Below are 18,678 nucleotides of genomic sequence, written 5' to 3'. Positions count from 1 at the left end.
GCTACTCCAACACCAAACAACACCCTTTAAGCTTAGTGTCTAACTGGTATTGGCAGCACAAAAAAACATGACAATTTTATGTCACAATTTTAAGTTATTGAGATCATTTAGAAAGAAGAGTCGGGCCCTGCTAAAAAGGCGATTTCTTCAGGGCTAGACTCTCTACCAAGTATTTGATTACGATGTGGGTAGCGTCCAAAGCGCTCAATAATCACTTTATGCTTTAGCTCAAACTGATAGTTATTTTCTAGCCCTGTCGCTTTAAACAACTGCTCAGCCTGCTGGTGAATAACTAGGGATTCGCTATGCATATATGGCATGTATAAAAAGCTTCGCTGGCTTAGATTAAGCTGCTGATCAAACCCTTTTGCTACAGCTTGCTGCGCAAGGCATAGTGCTAATGAATCGTTAGCAAAAGCACTAGCTTGACCACGATGAATATTTCTTGAGAACTGATCCAATATTATGATTTCTGCTAAGCTTGCTTGCGCTTGCTCGCGCCAAGTAAATAACTCGCTACTAGCAGCTTGTTGCAACAAAGCAGAGAACTGATTACTTATGATCTCATCAAGCTTAGCGTCTACACTAAACCACTGTTGTGGGTTTAGCTGTTCAAACCAAAAATCTAAAACATCTTGATAAGCCATACTTGCCTCTTTGGTCATTGGCTAACAGCCGCAGTCGCCTTGTAAGTTCCACTGGCATTGCTGGTAGTTTTCAAAAATAGAAATTTGACTTATATACCCTACAACTTCGCAGCCTTGTTCTCCCCAAGTACAGCCAGGGCGAACTTGATTTTCTACTGTTATGGCTGTCGCTTGGTAACGAAAATTTTGAGCTAAACTCAATCCAGCTTGGGTTAACAAAGGGCTCTCTTTAGCTCCCCATAAACTCACTAATTTGCCTTCGCGCATCATAATGGGATGAGTTCCATCAAGAGCGGTTTGCAACACAATGTCTGGACGAATCGGAAGATTGGAAGGAAAATAGTAACTGCAACCACATCCCCACCGCTGCTCTGCCACTGGAATAGCTTGCAACTCACAGGCATAAGTAACACTACTTAGCATTGTTAATAACGCGGTGCAGAATCCAACCACAAACTTATTCATAACCATCCAAAGGCCTTAAGGTATAAGCGCAGCGACGCGAGCCAGCAACAATGTGTTCGGTGCGCTCTACCTCGCATTCGCTAAACAGCTTCTGCAGCATATCAAGTTCAGAGCGGCATAAACCTTGGCATTCGGTAGCAGCAATACAAATAGGGCAATGATCTTCAACAAACAGGTAAGCACTTTGCTGGCGCTGCCAATTAGCCATATAACCTTCTTGACTACGCTTATTGCTCAAAAGCTCCAACTTGTCGGCAATACTGGTAATGCCTTCCATCACTTGCTGATAAGCACTAAAACTTTGTTGCTCACGATGACTAACCAATTGCTCTAAGCCAGATTCACCGAATACTTGCTTCACCGCGCCAATTAGCTGAACGCTTAAGTCGCTGTGGCAATCAGGAAAGCGTCCATGGCCTTTATCGGTTAACTGCCAATATCGAGTAGGCCTACCTACTTTTACTTTTTTGTCGAAATGTTCAATTAGGCCATCACTTTCCAAACTTTGTAGATGCTGGCGAACGCCCATGGTTGTGATATCAAGCTGCTCGGCTAACATCTTTACCGTAAGCCCACCTTGGCTTTTTATTCGATACAAGATGTTATCTGTGGTTTTCATGCAATTGTCCTGCGCCTTTATTAAGCACATTATTGTCATTGCTACCGGCTTTGTAAAGCTAGCACTTTATTAAGCTAACAAGCCACTTAGTGAATACTTTTAAAAACTTTAATTCTCAGAGCTTCTAATTGCTCAAGAGCTTCAGAAGCAGTAACTCTACCTTCCAAAAACTCCACCATTATATCCATAGCAGGCAATGCAAATTGTTTAGGGCTATCACGATCAAAAAACTGAGACACTCCTTTGGCGCTATTTAACAGCTGAGTGCCAGCTTGAATAAACCGATCTTCACTGCCCTTACTGTTAGACAAGGGGTTAATTTTCCCCAATTGCAGATTAAGCTCGACTAAGGCGTCGCCCTTGGACAAGAAATCTAAAAACCAATAAGCGGCGATATTAGTTTTCGCTTGTGGGTGCGCCACAATGACATCAATAGGCGCTTCTTCATATTGCTTTTGCCCTTCAAGCACCGGGGGAAACGCCGCAAAGCCTAAGTCATTACGCACTCTATCGGGCACGGTCGCGAGAAAGAAGTTCCCCATTAATACTGCCGCGGCTTTTTCACGATACATTGCTGGTAGCGCTTGTTTCCAGCCCATTTCATCACTATTTGGTACAAAACACTGAGCATCGATAGCTTGTTGCCAATAATTAAAGACCTGCACCACTCGCTTATCGGTGAACGCGATGTTCCCAGCCAGCAACTGTTGATGAAATGCCAAGCCATTAATGCGCAAATTAAGGTAGTCAAACCAAGCAGCCACCGGCCATGCCTCTTTGCTACCAATGGTGACTAAGTGTTGTTGTTTGTTGGCAAAGCTTTGGCAACTCATCAGAAATTGCTGCCAGCTAGTAAAGGTATCGGGTTGGTAGCGAATCATCGACTGCCGATAATAAAAACCCCACTGGTAGTAATTTATTGGCAGTGCGTAATAGTGTTGCTGATACTGGGAGGCGTGTTTAGCAGCCGAGCTGAAAGTATTATCCCAATTGGCTTGTTGCCACCACGATGAAATATCGAGAATTAGATCATTTTTAGCTAGTGCTCTAAGCCGCTCACCACCAAACCAAAAAAACAGATCACCTTCGCCATCATTGCTCTTCATGATGTCTTCAATGTTCTTTTTGTAGTATTCGTTTTCGTAAACCTGTGTCCCCACCTCAACATGTGGGTAGGCAGTACTAAAACGTTCAATAAGCTGCTTGTAGGCTTGTCGCTGTTTGCCGCTACTGGGCATTAGTACCAAGGTGAGCGAGTATTGTTTATCTAGTTCATGCTTTGCTTTAACTTGCCAAGAGCCAATGAGTAAACACAAGAGCAAAAATAACTTTAGCCACTTAGACGAATGTTTCAAGGCGCCAATACTCCTTAAGCCTGCTAGTTCAAACAATCTAATCATTAAGCAAAAGCAAGCGCGTTAGGCAGCACCAATTGTTAGCTTATTGCCATGGAAAATATTGATTTAACTATAGTTATAGCAGCTCTTTGGCACACAACAAGTTGCAAAAATAAACAACTGCAACTTTATCCAGTGTTGAACTAGTTACAGTATTCTTTGATTTTTTCTTCAACCTGCTGCTGGCAGGTTTGCTTATAGCGAATATCTATTTCATTAATTAAGTTGGTGTAAACCTCAAAGCTTTCTTCATAGCCTTTAAAGGCTAGATCTGCATTACTTTTATTGCCTTCACTAACGCAGGCCTCATGCACCGAATACCACTGTTCTGCGGCTTTCTCGGCATTATCTAATACTGTGTTAAGAGGCACTTGGTTAATTAAAGCGAGTTGGCTTCGCTTATCAGTAAACAATTTACATACCTTGTCGCGAGGCATGTCATAGTCCCAAGAACATATTGCCACATACTGTTTACTCAAAGTTTGAATGTCTTGGTGTATACGCTGGTTGCTGCTGGAAGCTTCGGCAAAACCTTCTTTAGAACACACACTGGCAAAAGCTAATGTCGGTAAGCAGCTTACGGCAATAGCAACAAGTAAATTTCTCATTTTCATCCTTAAAGCAGAGCTTCATTTCACACTTATATTTATTAGCAATAAACTAAAACTACGCAGCACTCCAATCAAAATGCCTAGGGCACCTTTCTAAGCATTCTATACCTTTGATTTGATAATGCTTTTCTTACAAGTGCAATAATTGCTTAAGATCGCATGTTCAATCGAGAAAAACATCAGTACAGCTCCAAAAAAATACTTTTTATCAAAAATATGCGCTGTATCTGCTGCTTACCTCAACACTACGATAACAAATATAAAAACTAGCTAAACTAAAAACCAAGTTCAGAGATACTAGGTTTAACGGTAGTATTTCCCGACCTTTCATGAACACAACAAGCAGAGTATTGAACTAGGTTAAAAGCATTAGTTAAAAATTATCGACCTGCCTTTGTATATTTTACAATTCATTATCTGGTCAACCAATATCACTTATGATACTAATTAGTCATACGAACGAATCGTAATAATTATTCCTAAAAATCAGTAAATTAGTGAACCATACTAATAACTATGGCTAGCTTTATAGTAACTGATTTGGCTTGGGAGCAGCAGGAATACTAACAGGGATCTGTATCATGAAACTCAAAGTTGTAACCCGCACACTACTTGGTTTTGCTGTGCTACTTGCGTTGTTGTTGATTGTTGCGCTAATTGGCCAAATTAATATGCGACAACTAGAAAGCCAACTGGATCAAACCGTCAGCCGCTTAGCGCCAATGGCAGAGCAAGTGAATCAACTATCAGGATTATTGCTTAACTCGGCGCGCAAAGTTGGCTTACACAGCAATAGCCAAAACCGGCAACAAGCAGAGCAACTAGAACAGGAAGTCACCAGCCTATTTAGCAGCTACAGCCAACGTATCGAGTCCCTCTCTCAGTTAGCCCAACCTTACCCGCAAATAGTGAGCGGTTTAAGTCAATTAGATCAAGACCTTAATGGCATTAAAACCACCAGCCAAACGCAGTTAACCTTGGCCAACCAAGCGCAACAAGCACAGCAGTTGTTAACCAATCAGCGCCAAAGCTTTAATCAAAAGTGGAAAAACTTTGCGGGTGATATGGAGTTTATGATTGAAATGGTAGAAGAGAGTGCCGAATGGCTAGTAACCGGTATGCAAGCCGACATAGCGGCGTTTTCAGGCTCTCTCGAGAAACTGTTTTATGCTCAAAATGCCCAGCAGTTTGACTCCCAATTTAGTGTTGTATCTAGTTATTACAAATCTCTTCAGCAAAAGCAGGAACAATTGCTCAAGCTAGATCCAGCCAGTGGTGAGGAGTTAACCAGCTATTTCGAGTTACTCAAACAAGCCTTTGCTAACAACGGCTTATTTAGCAATCTAAAAAATCAGCAATTAGTTCTGAGTCGTCAAAACGAGCAATTAGTAACACTAAACCAACAAACAGACCAAGCCCTAAACTTGCTCGACAATATCTCTGAGCAGCTAAGCCAAATCATTGCAGCCGCTCACCTACAAGCTCAACAAAGCTCAAGTTCTGCGCTATTGCAAACAGGGCTAGTGCTGCTTTTGTCAATTGCTATAACCCTCTTTGTAGCTTGGAACGTAAGCAGGCAAATTCGCTTACCGCTAGCAAATACCCTGGCTCAAATTAAACGCATGGTAGATGGTGACTTTAGAACAGTTGAAGGTGTAAATGCCCACGATGAATTTGGTCAAATAGCCACTCATTTACATGAGCTTAGTGCCCAAATGAATCAGGTAATTAGCCAAATGAGCAATAACGCAAAGCAACTTGCTGCCAGCGCCAAGAGCGGCTTAGCAACCAGTGAGCATTCACATAAAGTGATTCAAGAGCAACAAGATCAAAGCCAGCTCGTTGCCGTTGCGGTAAGCCAAATGGAAGTGGGTGTTAACGAAGTATCTGAGCAAGCCCAACAAAGCCGTGACGACATTGGCCAAGTAAATCAACTTACTGGGCAAAGCCACCAAGCCGCGCAATCGACTTTAGCCACAACAAATCAACTACAAACCACCGTGGTAGATGCCAGCCAACAAGTGAGCGAGCTTAAACAACAAAGTGATGACATTAACCGTATCGTTGATGTTATCCAAGGCATAGCCGAACAAACCAACTTATTAGCCTTAAACGCCGCTATCGAAGCTGCCCGCGCAGGCGAACAAGGAAGAGGTTTTGCGGTCGTTGCCGATGAGGTTAGAGGATTAGCTACTCGCAGCCGCGAAGCCACGCAAGAAATTCTAACAATGATAGAGCAACTACAGAGCCGCGCTCAACACGCTATGGACATGATGGTACAAGGCGAAACCATGGTGGGAAGCTGTATCAACGAAGCCGAGCAAAGCTCTCAACAGCTAGAGCAAGTTGCACAACTGCTAAGCGCTATTCAACAGCGTAGCGAGAACATTGCTAATAACGCCCAGGATAAACACACTGTAGCGGTACAAGTAGCAAACAACGTTGAGAAAATTGTCGAACTGAGCGAGCTGGCCAACCGAGATGCTAACCAAACCCAGCAAATTAGCGATGCTCTGCAGCAGCAGTCTCAGCAACAGCTAAGCGAACTATCTAGGTTTAAGCTGGGATAAACAAACGGCTTTTACATAAACATAAAGCGGTAATCACACCGCTTTATGTTTAGCCTTATAGACCGAGTAGAACAGCGCCAAAAACAAACATACTCCAGCTGGTATCAATAAAGAGTAAAACGCCAAGTTAGCAAAGCCAAGTGCCCCTAAAGTGCCGCCGAGTATAAAACCTAGCACAATGAGTGAGAACAACAGTGCCCGCCGTTTATCAAATGGGTCACCACGAAGAACAGCCCCCAACATAATCCCCAAATCAGTAAATATACCGGTAACGTGAGTGGTGCGGACAACCGCACCACTGTAGGTAGTTGCCAAGGCATTTTGTAAGCCACACGCGGCGGATGCTAAGTAGATCCCATAAGAAAAGTCACCGATTAGTAGATAGCTAGCACCACAAAGAAACATTGCCTCTAAGCAAAGTAGAGCGCTGTAATTACGCCCCAACTTTAACGCTTCACCCCGTAAAAAGTAGCCAGAAATTGCAGCGCCCATAACAAAGCTAAACAACACGCCAAACAAATATAATAAGTCATTAAAGCCAGCACTCATTGCTCCCGTGCCCAGTAAAGTGGCCGTTCCAGACAAATGGGAAACCGACTGGTGCTTAAATCCCAATAAGCCCACTGCATTAATAAAACCCGCGTTCAACGCTAGCAAAAACGTTCCATATTCAACCCAGCGAGGTAACTTAGAGATCACAACAATTCCTTGAACTTATGCGTGTTTTTAATCCTAGCGATCAAAAGTTTACCAAACAACCAGGCCTTACCGAAGTAAGTAATATGCGCTAGAGTAGTGACACCATAAACAACACAAGCAAAACACTTTTGGTAACTCAGGGCTTGGCAAAAATAACGCTCTTAAAATCGACGAAGGTTAAAGAACCCCCTTCGCCAAATTAGCCTTAAACGATAATTCAAAGAGCCGAACAATCCAGTAGCGAACATTCATGGCTTTGATTGTTTCGACTAAAATCCCAACTTAACTATGCGCGATGCTTTTTGATGCCTTAACCTCAATACTGCCTCAGCTGTATTTTAGCTTTAACTAAAAAAACTGTCTCAAATTTATGACAACGCAAGTCTTCCACATTTATGAACTAAGCAATTTATTCGCTTGCAGCCTTTATTCACAAACCCACGCCTCACTTTAAAAAACACTGTCTCAAATTGGGGACATAACAATTGACAAAAATGAATATTTACCATTTAATATTCATCATCATTTATTTAAACAACAACACAAAGAAATGCAGAACTTGGTAAAAACCCCTCATTGAGACAGGCACAAGAACACATATAAATCATTAATAATAATGAAATAAAACTATAAAAACAGCCAGTATAAGTCATAAGTTAATATCTATAACAAAGCTGAAATTGGTATAAATCCGTTAAAAAATCAATATCATCTCAAACACCTCTCGCGATCAAAATCACATATTTATGCAATAATACATGAAACAAACTCTAAATGTAGATTGTTTTTTATCCATTCAATGTTTTACATCACGCTGCCAGATTTGTTCATCAAAACAGCTATAGATATTTCTATTAATAAGTTTGATTCTTTAGCCCGAATTTATCGTTCGATCTGTTGGCTAGGTGTTAACTCCCCTTGTAAAAAAACAACACGCTCAAACTAGCCAAGAGCTTGGCGATAGATTCCGTTTTTTTAGGCTGTATAAAAATCTGTAGCTAGGTGATGCGGCTAGAAAGCCACACACGGCAACAGTGACCAATGTGTTTTAAAGGTGACAGCAATACCCTGTCGTTAGGGTTTATTTTTTGAAATGGAGTTTACAATGCAATTTGCTAAACGTTTAGGTTCGAACCATTTACGCGGTTCAAATCAAGCTACTGGGTTAATACGACGCTCTAAACTTACCGCCGCAATTGTTAGTGCCCTTGTTGGGGTTAGCTTTTCTGGTATCGCTAATGCGTCGGTATATGAAGATCGTTTTGCTGAAATTCGCGGTGAAATTTACGCACCAGAAAATGGTTATTTAAGTGCCGACGGTGGCCCTTATCACTCTATCGAAACTTTTATTATTGAAGCGCCAGATCACGGGCATGAATCAACCTCTGAAGCGTATTCTTACATTCTTTGGTTAGAAGCTGTTCACGGTAAACTAACCGGTGATTGGCAACCGCTTATAGACGCCTGGACTCTTATTGAAGACCACATTATTCCTACTTCGGAAATGCAGCCTACGGCCGATAAATACGCTAACGCTAAAGCGACTTATGTACCAGAAGGCCCATTACCTTCTAGCTATCCCCTTCCACTAACTAACGGCGCAGCTGTAGGTGAAGACCCAATCAGTGCCGACCTAGCTTCAACCTACGGTACCTGGGACGTTTACGGCATGCACTGGTTGTTAGACATGGACAATGTCTACCAGTACGGTAATTTGGGAGACGGAACGTCTACACCTTCATACATCAACACCTTCCAACGTGGCGAACAAGAGTCGGTATGGGAAACCGTGCCACACCCTTCTTGGGAAGATTTTAGTTGGGGCGGCGAGTACGGCTTTTTAGACTTGTTTGTTAAAGAATCTCAAGCGCCTGCTAAGCAATGGCGTTACACCAATGCGCCAGATGCCGATGCTCGTGCAGTACAAGTTATGTACTGGGCATTGCAGTGGATGAAAGAACGAGGACAAGATCCAGAAGTTGTTGCACCAGGTCTAATGGCTAAAGCAGCCAAAATGGGTGATTACCTGCGTTTGGCCATGTTTGACAAATACTTCAAGAAAATTGGTTCGCAAGATGCGCAGGGAAGCGCTGGCCAGGGTTACGACTCTGCTCACTACCTAATGTCTTGGTACTACTCTTGGGGTGGTCCTATTGACCCTTCAGCAAACTGGGCTTGGCGTATTGGTTCTAGCCACGTTCACTTTGCCTACCAAAACCCAATGGCGGCTTATGCACTCTCGCAAATTGCCGAGCTACAACCTAAAGCACCAAACTCAGTTCGCGACTGGGATATTGGCCTAGAGCGTTCTTTAGAATTTTTCCAATGGACACAGTCAGCTGAGGGCGCATTCTCGGGTGGTGCCACCAACAGTTGGAACGGAAAATACGATACCTACCCAGCAGACCGCGCTAACAATACCTTCTATGGTTTAGCCTACGACGAAAACCCAGTTTATGAAGATCCAGGTTCAGGCACTTGGTTCGGTTGGCAAACTTGGGGGGTTGAGCGGGTAGCTGAATACTACTTCATTACTGGCGAGGCACGCGCTAAAGCTATCTTAGATAAATGGATTAGCTGGGTGCTAAACGCTACGCCAGAAAAGGGCCTACCAGTTCTCGATTTTAGTGACAACGACGTAAAACTCGCTGCTACTTTAGCCTTTACGGGTGTTCCAGAGAAATGGGATCCTGCTAACCCTAAAGCCAATACAAACCTTCATGTTGAAGTAATAGACCACGGGCAAGATGTGGGTGTTGCGCACAACTTAGCTAAAACCCTTATGTACTACGCTGCAGCAGAACAGAAACACCAAGGTGAAGTTCATCAAGGTGCTAAAGATGCTGCACAAATGATTTTGGATCGTTTTTGGGCTAACCATCGCACAGATAAAGGTGTCTCGGCTCCGGAAACACGCAGCGACTACGCAGAGCGCATCAACGAGCCAGTATTCTTCCCAGCAGGATGGAGCGGTAAAAATGCGGTTGGCGCAGACTTAAATGCCGACACCACATTCTCTAGCATGCGTCCTTTCTACAATGAATCAGATCCAGGATATCAAGAGCTGCAAAATGCTTTAGCTGAAGGTCGCGATCCAACATACACTTACCACCGTTACTGGGCCCAAGTAGATGTTGCAACTGCAAACGCCTTGTATGCTGAATTGTTCCCTGAAGCTGATTGTGCAGACGGATGCGCCCCAAGCGCTAAAGACATTGCAGTTAAAACTTCGGTAAACACTGCAACTAGCATTACCCTAGAAGGCAGTGACAGCAATGGCACGGTAGAGTCTTACAACTACAGCCAAGCGAGCAACGGCACAGTAAGTGGCTCAGGTAAACAAGTTACTTACACTCCGCAAAATGGTTTTGTAGGTGTTGATAGCTTTACTTACACAGTCACCGACAACGAGCAACTAAGCTCTGCTCCCGCTACGGTAACTATTACCGTTGAAGATCTAAACAGTAACTTGCCACCAGAAGCGTGTTTTACTGCTACACCAACTAGTGCAATGGTAGGCGATATCATTAGCTTTGACGCAAGCTGTGCAACAGATACTGATGGCGACACCTTAAGCTACAGCTGGGCCTTTGGCGACAACAGCAACGGCAGCGGTGCAAGCATTAAGCACAGTTATGCAGCCGCTGGCAGCTACGATGCAGTGTTAACAGTTAGTGATGGCAAAGGTGGCGTAGATACTTCAAACGTAACTATCACCATTGAAGAGCCTGCTGGCAACCTGCCTCCGGAAGCGTGTTTTACCGCTACCCCAACCAGCGCTAATGTTGGCGACGCGATTAGCTTTAACGCTAACTGCTCAAACGATGCAGACGGCGATAACTTAAGCTATAGCTGGGCCTTTGGCGACAACAGCAATGGCAGCGGAGCTTCAACTCAACATAGCTACTCACAAGCGGGTAGCTACAATGCAGTACTAACAGTAGACGATGGTAAAGGTGGTGTAGATACCTCTAGCACTACTATCACTATTAGCGAGGCGCCGGTTTCTAGCGCTAGCTGTAAGTACGAAGTGCAAAACCACTGGAACGCTGGCTTTGTTGCAACCATAACCATTACTAACAACGGTAACGAAGTGATTGATGGTTGGGATGTTAACTGGAACTACGCCGACGGTTCGGTAATGAGCAACGGTTGGAACGCTAACTTTAGTGGTAGCAATCCATACTCTGCTAGCTCATTAAGCTGGAACTCACGCATCCAGCCAGGCCAATCAGTAAGTTTTGGTCTGCAAGGCAATAAAGCGGTATTTAACGGCCCTGCTCCTGTGGCAACCGTTACTGGCGCTGTGTGTAACTAAGATCCAATGTTCGTTTCATAATCCGTAAGTAAAGGAGGCCTAGGCCTCCTTTTTTCATGTTTAAAACCAACAGCATTAGCATTTCCTCCAAACTAGAACCCATTTCGCAATCAACCCACCTCGCTAAGCAACAGGCGATAAATCCAGATCTCATTTTGAGCCGCTCACCTTCTGAAACATCGGCCTAATATTTCTTAACACTCACTAAGTTTGTGCTGCTCTCACACATTCGATCATTATTATCAAATCACATAATAAAAATCAAAAAGCTGACTTATACCTTTATTCGCATGAGGGAATTATGTGATTAGTCAATACCGTAAGGGCAAGATTGCCGCAAAGACATTGCCAAAGAGCAAACGCTAGCAATTCTTACAAATAAATTGAATGAACATACATGCAAAGCAAAAGGTAAATAGCTAGCGAACGGAAAATTAGCTTACAGCACCAAGCTATGCGGTAACGAATCGTCGGCTATTGATGATACTCGCTCATCGTAATGATGAGTTTTCATACGAAACGGAGATTCACATGTTTTTATCTAAAACATCCTGGACAAAGCCACAACAAACCACCGGCTTCTCAGGAAAAATCAAACACCACTCATTACGTTTATCTGTTATTGCCGCCCTTGCCAGTGCTGGTTTAAGTAGCATGGCTAATGCTGGTGTATATCAAGACCGCTTTACTGAACTACGTAATGAAATTTATAACCCTGCTAATGGTTATTTAAGTGCTGATGGAGGTCCTTACCACTCGGTAGAAACCTTTATTATTGAGGCCCCCGATCACGGCCACGAATCAACCTCGGAAGCTTATTCCTATATTCTTTGGTTAGAAGCAGTGCACGGTAAAATCACCGGTGATTGGCAACCCTTAATTGAAGCTTGGAGAATAATTGAAGAGCAGATTATTCCTACTTCAGAAATGCAGCCCACCGCAGCGAACTATGCCTCGGGTAAGGCAACTTATGTTCCGGAAGGACCGCTACCTTCTAGCTATCCTCTAGCGCTAGACTCTGGTGCAGCAGTGGGTGAAGACCCAATTAGCGCAGGGCTAGCTGCAACTTATGGCACCTGGGATGTGTACGGTATGCACTGGTTGCTAGACATGGATAATACCTACAAATACGGCAACCTTGGCGATGGTGTTTCTACTCCTTCTTACATCAATACCTTCCAGCGAGGGGAACAAGAATCGGTGTGGGAAACTGTGCCTCACCCATCTTGGGAAGAATTTAAATGGGGTGGAGAATATGGCTTTTTAGACCTATTTGTTTCTGAGCCGCAAGCCCCAGCCGCACAATGGCGCTACACCAATGCGCCCGACGCCGACGCGCGCGTAGTACAAGTGATGTACTGGGCCCTACAATGGATGAAGGATCAAGGCGTAGATCCAGAAGTAGTTGCTCCAGGTTTAATGGCTAAAACCTCCAAAATGGGTGACTACTTGCGTTTGGCCATGTTTGACAAATACTTCAAAAAAATTGGCTCACAGGATGAACAAGGTAGCGCAGGTGTAGGCTACGAGTCTGCGCACTATTTAATGTCTTGGTATTACTCTTGGGGCGGACCAATTGATACTACTCAAAACTGGGGCTGGCGCATAGGCTCAAGCCATATTCACTACGCATACCAAAACCCGATGGCTGCGTATGCGCTATCGCAAATTCCTGAGCTAAAACCGCTGGCGCCTAACTCAGTAGAAGACTGGACTGTTGGTTTAGAGCGTTCTTTAGAATTTTTCCAATGGACCCAATCTGCAGAAGGTGCATTTTCTGGGGGAGCCACCAATAGTTGGAACGGCACGTATTCCACTTACCCAGTAGATCGCCAAAATGCCACTTTCTATGGCATGGTTTACGATGAAAACCCCGTTTATGAAGACCCAGGTTCGGGCACATGGTTTGGTTGGCAAGCTTGGGGCACCGAGCGAGTAGCCGAGTATTACTACATAACTGGCGAAGCGCGTTCTAAAGCGATAATGGATAAATGGATAGGCTGGATTTTAGACAGCAATCCGGCCACTGGTTTAGCCGTGCTAGATTTTAGTAATGACGATGTAAAACTCGCTGCAGGCCTAGAGTTTAGTGGCTTACCAGAGAAATGGGACCCCGCTAACCCGGTAGCTAACAACAACTTACACGTTACAGTTACTTCGCAAAACCAAGATGTTGGTGTAGCACACAGTTTGGCTAAAGCCTTAATGTACTACGCAGCTGCTGAAGAGAAACACCAAGGCCAAGTACACCAAGGAGCGAAAGACGCCGCGCAAATGATCTTAGATCGTTTCTGGGCTAACCATCGCACCGATAAAGGTGTAGCAGCTCCAGAAAGTCGTGGCGATTACCGAGAAAGAATTAACGATTCGGTATACTTTCCTCCCGGTTGGAGCGGTGTAAACGGTGTAGGAGCAGAGTTAAATGCAGATACTACCTTTACTAGCATGCGTCCTTTCTACAACGAGTCAGATCCTGGCTATGTAGAATTACAAACGGCCATTAGCGAAGACCGCGACCCAAGCTATACCTACCACCGTTACTGGGCTCAAGTAGATGTTGCTACCGCCAACGCGCTCTACGAAGATTTGTTCCCCATCATCTGTGATGCCAACTGCCCACCAACAGCCAAAGACCTAGAAGTTAACGGCAATTTGGATACTCCACTTAGCATTACCCTTGAGGGTAGCGACAGTAACGGCAGCATTGTTAGCTATGCCTATACCCAGGCAGCTAATGGCTCGGTTACTGGAAACGGTCCACAAGTGACCTATACGCCAAATGCTGGATACATCGGCGTAGATAGCTTCACCTATACCGTTACCGACGATGAACAGCTAACTTCAGAGCCAGCAACGGTAACCATTACGGTAGAAGATCCCAATAGCAATCTTCCTCCAGAAGCATGCTTTTCTGCTTCACCAAGCAGTGCATATGTTGGTGACCCAGTTGCCTTTGACGCAGGTTGCTCAAGCGATGCAGACGGCGATACGCTTAGTTATGCTTGGGCCTTTGGTGATACCGCAACGGCCACCGGCGAAACCACTAGCCATAGCTATACAACTGCAGGTACTTATACTGCCGAGCTAAGTGTTGAGGATGGTAAAGGCGGAGTAGATACTAGCAGTAAAGTCATTACCGTAACCGAAGCTCCAGTAATCGCTAACTGTAGTTACTCTGTTGAAAACGAGTGGAACTCTGGCTTTGTAGCTAGTATTACCATAAGCAACAATACTAACGCAGTCATTAACTCTTGGGATGTAAGCTGGAGTTATAACGATGGTTCAAGCATGACCAGCGCTTGGAACGCCACTGTTAGTGGTGCCAACCCTTACAGCGCAAGCTCACTGGCTTGGAATGGTCAAATTCAACCTGGCCAATCGGTAAGCTTTGGCTTGCAAGGTAGCAAAGGAGCAGCGAACCAACCAGCGCCAATCCCAGTGGTAAGCGGCGCAGTATGTAACTAACCCGCAGCTAGCTCGTAGCTTGATCTAAAAAGGAGGCTAGCGCCTCCTTTTTTGTAACTAAAATCCAATCTTGCTCAAGCTTTCTCGCATCGTTTCACCTGATTTCTGCAGAGCAGCTAACTCATCACTTTCAAGTGGTAGCTCAATCAACTTCTCAACCCCTTTTAAACCAATACACGCCGGTAAACTAAGGGCTACATTGCTAAGTTGGTATTCGCCACTTAAACGCACCGAAACTGGCAACACGGTTTTACTGTCATCCAATATCGCTTCGACCAAACGTGCAATCACTACTCCTATTGCCAAGTTGGTATAGCCCTTCCCTTCAATAATTTTGTAAGCTGCTTGTTTAACACTCTCGGCTAGCTCTTCTAAACGGCTTGCAGAATAGCTTACGCCAAATACCGCTTGTCCTTGAATAGCTAAGCCTCCGATGCTCACCGTTGACCATGCCGCTAACTCTGAATCGCCATGCTCACCCAAAATGTAACCATGCACCGATTGCGGATCTACTTGATACATTTCGCCCAACAATGTTTTTAAACGCGAAGTATCTAACATAGTGCCGGTGCCAATAATCCGATGTTTAGGGCGCTGGCTCAGCTCCTGCAACATAAACGTTAATACGTCTACCGGATTACTGGCCACCACCACAATGGCGCTAGGTGCATAGCGGTCGAGTTGATCAGCAATAGATTTAAATACTTTGGCATTGTTTTCTAATAGCTCTAAGCGGCTCTCGCCCGATTTTTGTCCCACTCCAGCGGTAACAACAATAACTTGGCAACGGGCCAAATCGGAGAACTCACCCGCACTAATTTGCATCCTGCCGGTTAAACCCTGCCCATGCATTAAATCTAAGGCTTCCCCTTCGGCCCTAGCCTTATTCATATCCACCAAAACCAGCTCTTCACAAGCTTCACGTAAATACAGAGCGTAAGCCCCTGCCACACCAACATTGCCTACACCTACAATGCCCACACTGCGCGTTCGATGTTCCATTAGTCATCCTTTACTGATTTTGGCGACCGCTAGCCGCATAATATGAAATGCATTAATAATGAATTAGTGATAGTGCTAAGTGTTACTTTTAGCAAGCCTTTAAACCAATCACTTGCGTGATAAAAGGTAACTGGGTAAGGTCGGCCTACGCCATGTTTGAGAGTTAGTTATGTCCACTATTTTGTATTCTTTTCGCCGCTGCCCCTACGCCATGCGAGCGCGGTTAGCTATTGCAGTTAGCCAAACACCAGTAAAACTACGCGAAATAGTCCTCAAACATAAGCCGCCAGAAATGCTGGAAATATCCCCCAAAGGCACGGTTCCTGTTTTGCAATTAGCCAATGGCCAAGTCATCGAAGAAAGCTTTGAGATAATGCTTTGGGCACTCAAACAAAACGATCCCAAGGCTTGGCTCTCCCCTAATTACCAGAAGATGCTAGATTGGGTGCAGCGCAATGATGAACAATTTAAGCCTTTATTAGATAAGTATAAATACGCAGTGCGTTTTCCGGAGCAAAGCCCTGAAGACTACCGCCAACAAGGTGAGGCATTTTTGCAAGAGCTTGAACAACAGCTTAGCCGCACCCCTTATCTAATGGGCGAACAGCAGAGCCTAGCAGATATGGCATTGCTGCCTTTTATTCGTCAATTTGCTTCAGTCGATCTAAGGTGGTTTGAGCAAGCCCCCTATCCACATTTGCAAGCGTGGTTAAAACAGTTTATCGACTCAGCATTGTTTCGCTCAATTATGCAAAAACATCCCACCTGGTTAGAGAGCGCCAGTGAAATCGATTTTCCTTAACCACAACTAAAAGTTCGATAATTACCCCGTGATAGGGCGCCTATACTTGAAGTAAACCTAGTTGCTGTAAACTCAGCAGTTAGTTTTTAGCAAGTGCATTTCAGCAAGTAAACTGGAGAACACACCATGTCGAATATCGTATATATCGCCCTAAGCCTTGATGGCTATATCGCCGACAAAGAAGGGGATATAGCTTGGCTAGAAAGTGTTGCGAACCCCGATGGCGGAGACTTAGGCTTCGGCGAGTTTATGGCGGGTATCGACGCTTTAGTTATGGGGCGAAATACCTTTGAAAAGGTTGTAAGCTTTGGCATTGATTGGCCCTACAACAAACCAGTAATGCTGCTGAGTAACAGCCTAAAGCAATTACCAGAAGGCTTTACTGGCGATGTACGCATTGTAAATGGCGAGCTTAAGCAACTGGTAACGTCGCTCAACCAACAGGGCTACCATAATCTATACATTGATGGTGGCATTACCATTCAACAGTTTTTGGCAAAAGAGCTGATTGATGAACTTATTCTTACTCGTTTCCCCATTTTGTTGGGCGGCGGAGCGCCGTTATTCGGGGAACTACTGCACAGCCAAAGCTTTAAGCACAAGCAAACCAAGGTCTTGCTAAACGAGCTAGTACAAAGCCACTATGTGCGCGCTTAAGGCACCAAAAGGCATAAAACTATCAGTAAGCTGTAAAAAGACCGCAATAACTGCTTTAATTAGAACGACACGGGTGATTAAAAAGCAAACAAATATGGAGTAAATGTGCGCAGCTATTTTTATTACTTTGTTTATGTTTGCAAAACCATCACAGTGTTTGCATTGCTAGCCCTGCCTACAAAAGCTGCCGAGCTCGTTACCCTTTCTAGTGGAGAGTGGCCCCCTTTTACGTCTAAGTCTTTAGCGCATCAAGGCTTTTATTCAGAAATAGTTCGTCAAGCTTTTGCCCTAGAAGATTATGAAGTGCAATATCAGTTCTTACCTTGGGCTAGAGCCTATATGTATGTTGAACAGGGCAAGGTAGATGGCTCTTTAACATGGGCAAAAACCACCAGTAAAGAAAAAGCAGTGCTATTTAGTGAGCCGGTCTTTTGGCACAACAAAGTGTTTTTTCACTTAAGCCAGCAGCCCTTTAATTGGCACAATATAGACAGTTTAAAACAGCTAACAATAGGTGCAACAGAGCAATATACTTACGGCTATGCCTTTGATCTAGCAGCTGAAAAAAGTGAATTAAAAATAGAGTATGTTTCTTCTGATTTACTAAACCTTAAGAAGCTGCTCGTCGGTAGAATTGACATATTTCCTTCCGATATTCATGTTGGCTATCAATTAATCAAGCAGCACTTTCCTGCAGACAAAGCAGCTCTATTCACCCATCATCCTCAATCGGTGCAACAAACTTATACTCATGTGATTTTTTCAAAGAATAACCAACAACGTAGTAAACAATTGTTGGCTGCATTTAATCGTGGACTACAGAAACTAAAGCAATCTGGTGCTTATCAACAAATTATTGATGATGCTGCCTTACTTGAGCACAACTAACACGCTAAGCAGAGCAGCTTAGTTTCAATATCGGGGCTTATGCCATTAGCATACGCCACCACATACCCGGTAAGGTGGTAAAACCCGCGGTATAGTGTTTTAGCTCTCCATTTTTAACCACCATCAAGGTTGGCGTTACCGAAATCCCCCATTGCCCGCCCAAGTTAGCTTGCGGATCGTTAATCACTGGGAACTGGTATTCATGATGTGTTAAATAAGCCTGTACCTTGGCTTGCTCGCCAGAACGTAATGCAACTGTCACTACATTGAAGTGCTTAGCCATGGTGTTTACCGCTGGGCTCACAAAATTACATACGCCACACCAAGATCCCCAAAAATAAACCAATACTGGTTCATCTTTGCTTAGCTCCTTTAGATCTATTGCCTCACCGCCTAGAGTAACTGCGCTTAAGTTGGGCAACTCACCTTCTGGTAAATCTTGTGAGCGCCAGAAATCCACAACAATGCCTACCACAGTGACAAAAAGCACCATAGTGATGAGTTGCTTAAAAACAGACCATAACTTACTTAACATGAG

The 18,678-nt window shown here is 44.2% G+C and carries 14 protein-coding genes; 6 read left to right on the top strand and 8 right to left on the bottom strand.

The window, feature by feature from the left end:
- Positions 1-107 precede the first annotated feature (107 nt).
- From OV592_RS06585 to OV592_RS06565, 5 genes are all read right to left on the bottom strand, one after another.
- Positions 108-647: a DUF924 family protein gene (locus OV592_RS06585; RefSeq protein ID WP_406610851.1), complete on the bottom strand. Its 540-nt coding sequence runs from the start codon at positions 645-647 to the stop codon at positions 108-110.
- 21 nt (positions 648-668) lie between these two features.
- Positions 669-1,112 carry a hypothetical protein gene (locus OV592_RS06580; protein WP_406610850.1) on the bottom strand — a complete coding sequence of 148 codons (444 nt, stop codon included), beginning with the start codon at positions 1,110-1,112 and terminating at the stop codon, positions 669-671.
- Positions 1,105-1,731 (bottom strand): helix-turn-helix transcriptional regulator, encoded by a 627-nt coding sequence (locus OV592_RS06575; protein WP_406610849.1) that lies wholly within the window; start codon positions 1,729-1,731, stop codon positions 1,105-1,107. Before OV592_RS06575 ends, OV592_RS06580 begins: the two co-directional genes overlap by 8 nt.
- 86 nt (positions 1,732-1,817) lie before the next feature.
- Positions 1,818-3,086 (bottom strand): ABC transporter substrate-binding protein, encoded by a 1,269-nt coding sequence (locus OV592_RS06570; RefSeq protein ID WP_406610848.1) that lies wholly within the window; start codon positions 3,084-3,086, stop codon positions 1,818-1,820.
- 185 nt (positions 3,087-3,271) lie between these two features.
- Entirely contained in the window at positions 3,272-3,736 is a 465-nt protein-coding gene (locus OV592_RS06565; RefSeq protein WP_406610847.1) for a hypothetical protein, read from the bottom strand.
- A 584-nt stretch (positions 3,737-4,320) separates the two neighbouring features.
- Between OV592_RS06565 and OV592_RS06560 the strand changes: the two genes are divergently transcribed.
- Positions 4,321-6,309, top strand: coding sequence for a methyl-accepting chemotaxis protein (locus OV592_RS06560; RefSeq protein ID WP_406610846.1), 1,989 nt, complete (start codon positions 4,321-4,323; stop codon positions 6,307-6,309).
- Between the two features lie 33 nt (positions 6,310-6,342).
- Here OV592_RS06560 and OV592_RS06555 read toward each other — a convergent pair whose 3' ends face one another.
- Positions 6,343-7,008, bottom strand: coding sequence for a YoaK family protein (locus tag OV592_RS06555; protein ID WP_406610845.1), 666 nt, complete (start codon positions 7,006-7,008; stop codon positions 6,343-6,345).
- Between the two features lie 1,105 nt (positions 7,009-8,113).
- Here OV592_RS06555 and OV592_RS06550 point away from each other — a divergent pair.
- Complete coding sequence (locus OV592_RS06550; RefSeq protein WP_406610844.1) at positions 8,114-11,326, top strand: glycoside hydrolase family 48 protein; 3,213 nt, start codon at positions 8,114-8,116, stop codon at positions 11,324-11,326.
- 531 nt (positions 11,327-11,857) lie between these two features.
- The gene (locus OV592_RS06545) at positions 11,858-14,791 is read left to right on the top strand and encodes a glycoside hydrolase family 48 protein (RefSeq protein ID WP_406610843.1); all 2,934 of its coding nucleotides are present in this window, start codon (positions 11,858-11,860) and stop codon (positions 14,789-14,791) included.
- Positions 14,792-14,848: 57 nt separating this feature from the next.
- On the opposite strand, the gene OV592_RS06540 is transcribed toward OV592_RS06545, so the two are convergent.
- Positions 14,849-15,793 carry an L-lactate dehydrogenase gene (locus OV592_RS06540; protein ID WP_406610842.1) on the bottom strand — a complete coding sequence of 315 codons (945 nt, stop codon included), beginning with the start codon at positions 15,791-15,793 and terminating at the stop codon, positions 14,849-14,851.
- Between the two features lie 169 nt (positions 15,794-15,962).
- Here OV592_RS06540 and OV592_RS06535 point away from each other — a divergent pair, with 169 nt between their 5' ends.
- The 3 genes from OV592_RS06535 to OV592_RS06525 all read left to right on the top strand — a co-directional run bounded on the left by OV592_RS06535 (position 15,963) and on the right by OV592_RS06525 (position 18,140).
- Positions 15,963-16,595: a glutathione S-transferase gene (locus tag OV592_RS06535; RefSeq protein ID WP_338624984.1), complete on the top strand. Its 633-nt coding sequence runs from the start codon at positions 15,963-15,965 to the stop codon at positions 16,593-16,595.
- Between the two features lie 126 nt (positions 16,596-16,721).
- Entirely contained in the window at positions 16,722-17,252 is a 531-nt protein-coding gene (locus OV592_RS06530) for a dihydrofolate reductase family protein (protein ID WP_406610841.1), read from the top strand.
- A 105-nt stretch (positions 17,253-17,357) separates the two neighbouring features.
- Positions 17,358-18,140 carry a substrate-binding periplasmic protein gene (locus tag OV592_RS06525; protein WP_406610840.1) on the top strand — a complete coding sequence of 261 codons (783 nt, stop codon included), beginning with the start codon at positions 17,358-17,360 and terminating at the stop codon, positions 18,138-18,140.
- A gap of 37 nt (positions 18,141-18,177) precedes the next feature.
- Here the strand turns inward: OV592_RS06525 and OV592_RS06520 are convergent, their stop codons facing one another.
- Entirely contained in the window at positions 18,178-18,675 is a 498-nt protein-coding gene (locus OV592_RS06520; protein ID WP_406610839.1) for a protein disulfide oxidoreductase, read from the bottom strand.
- Between the last annotated feature and the right edge of the window lie 3 nt (positions 18,676-18,678).

Source organism: Agarivorans sp. JK6 (assembly GCF_045277145.1).
Taxonomy (GTDB): Bacteria; Pseudomonadota; Gammaproteobacteria; order Enterobacterales; family Celerinatantimonadaceae; genus Agarivorans; species Agarivorans albus.
Note: the sequence above shows the minus strand (reverse complement) of the source record. Positions and strands in the feature narration are given on the sequence as shown.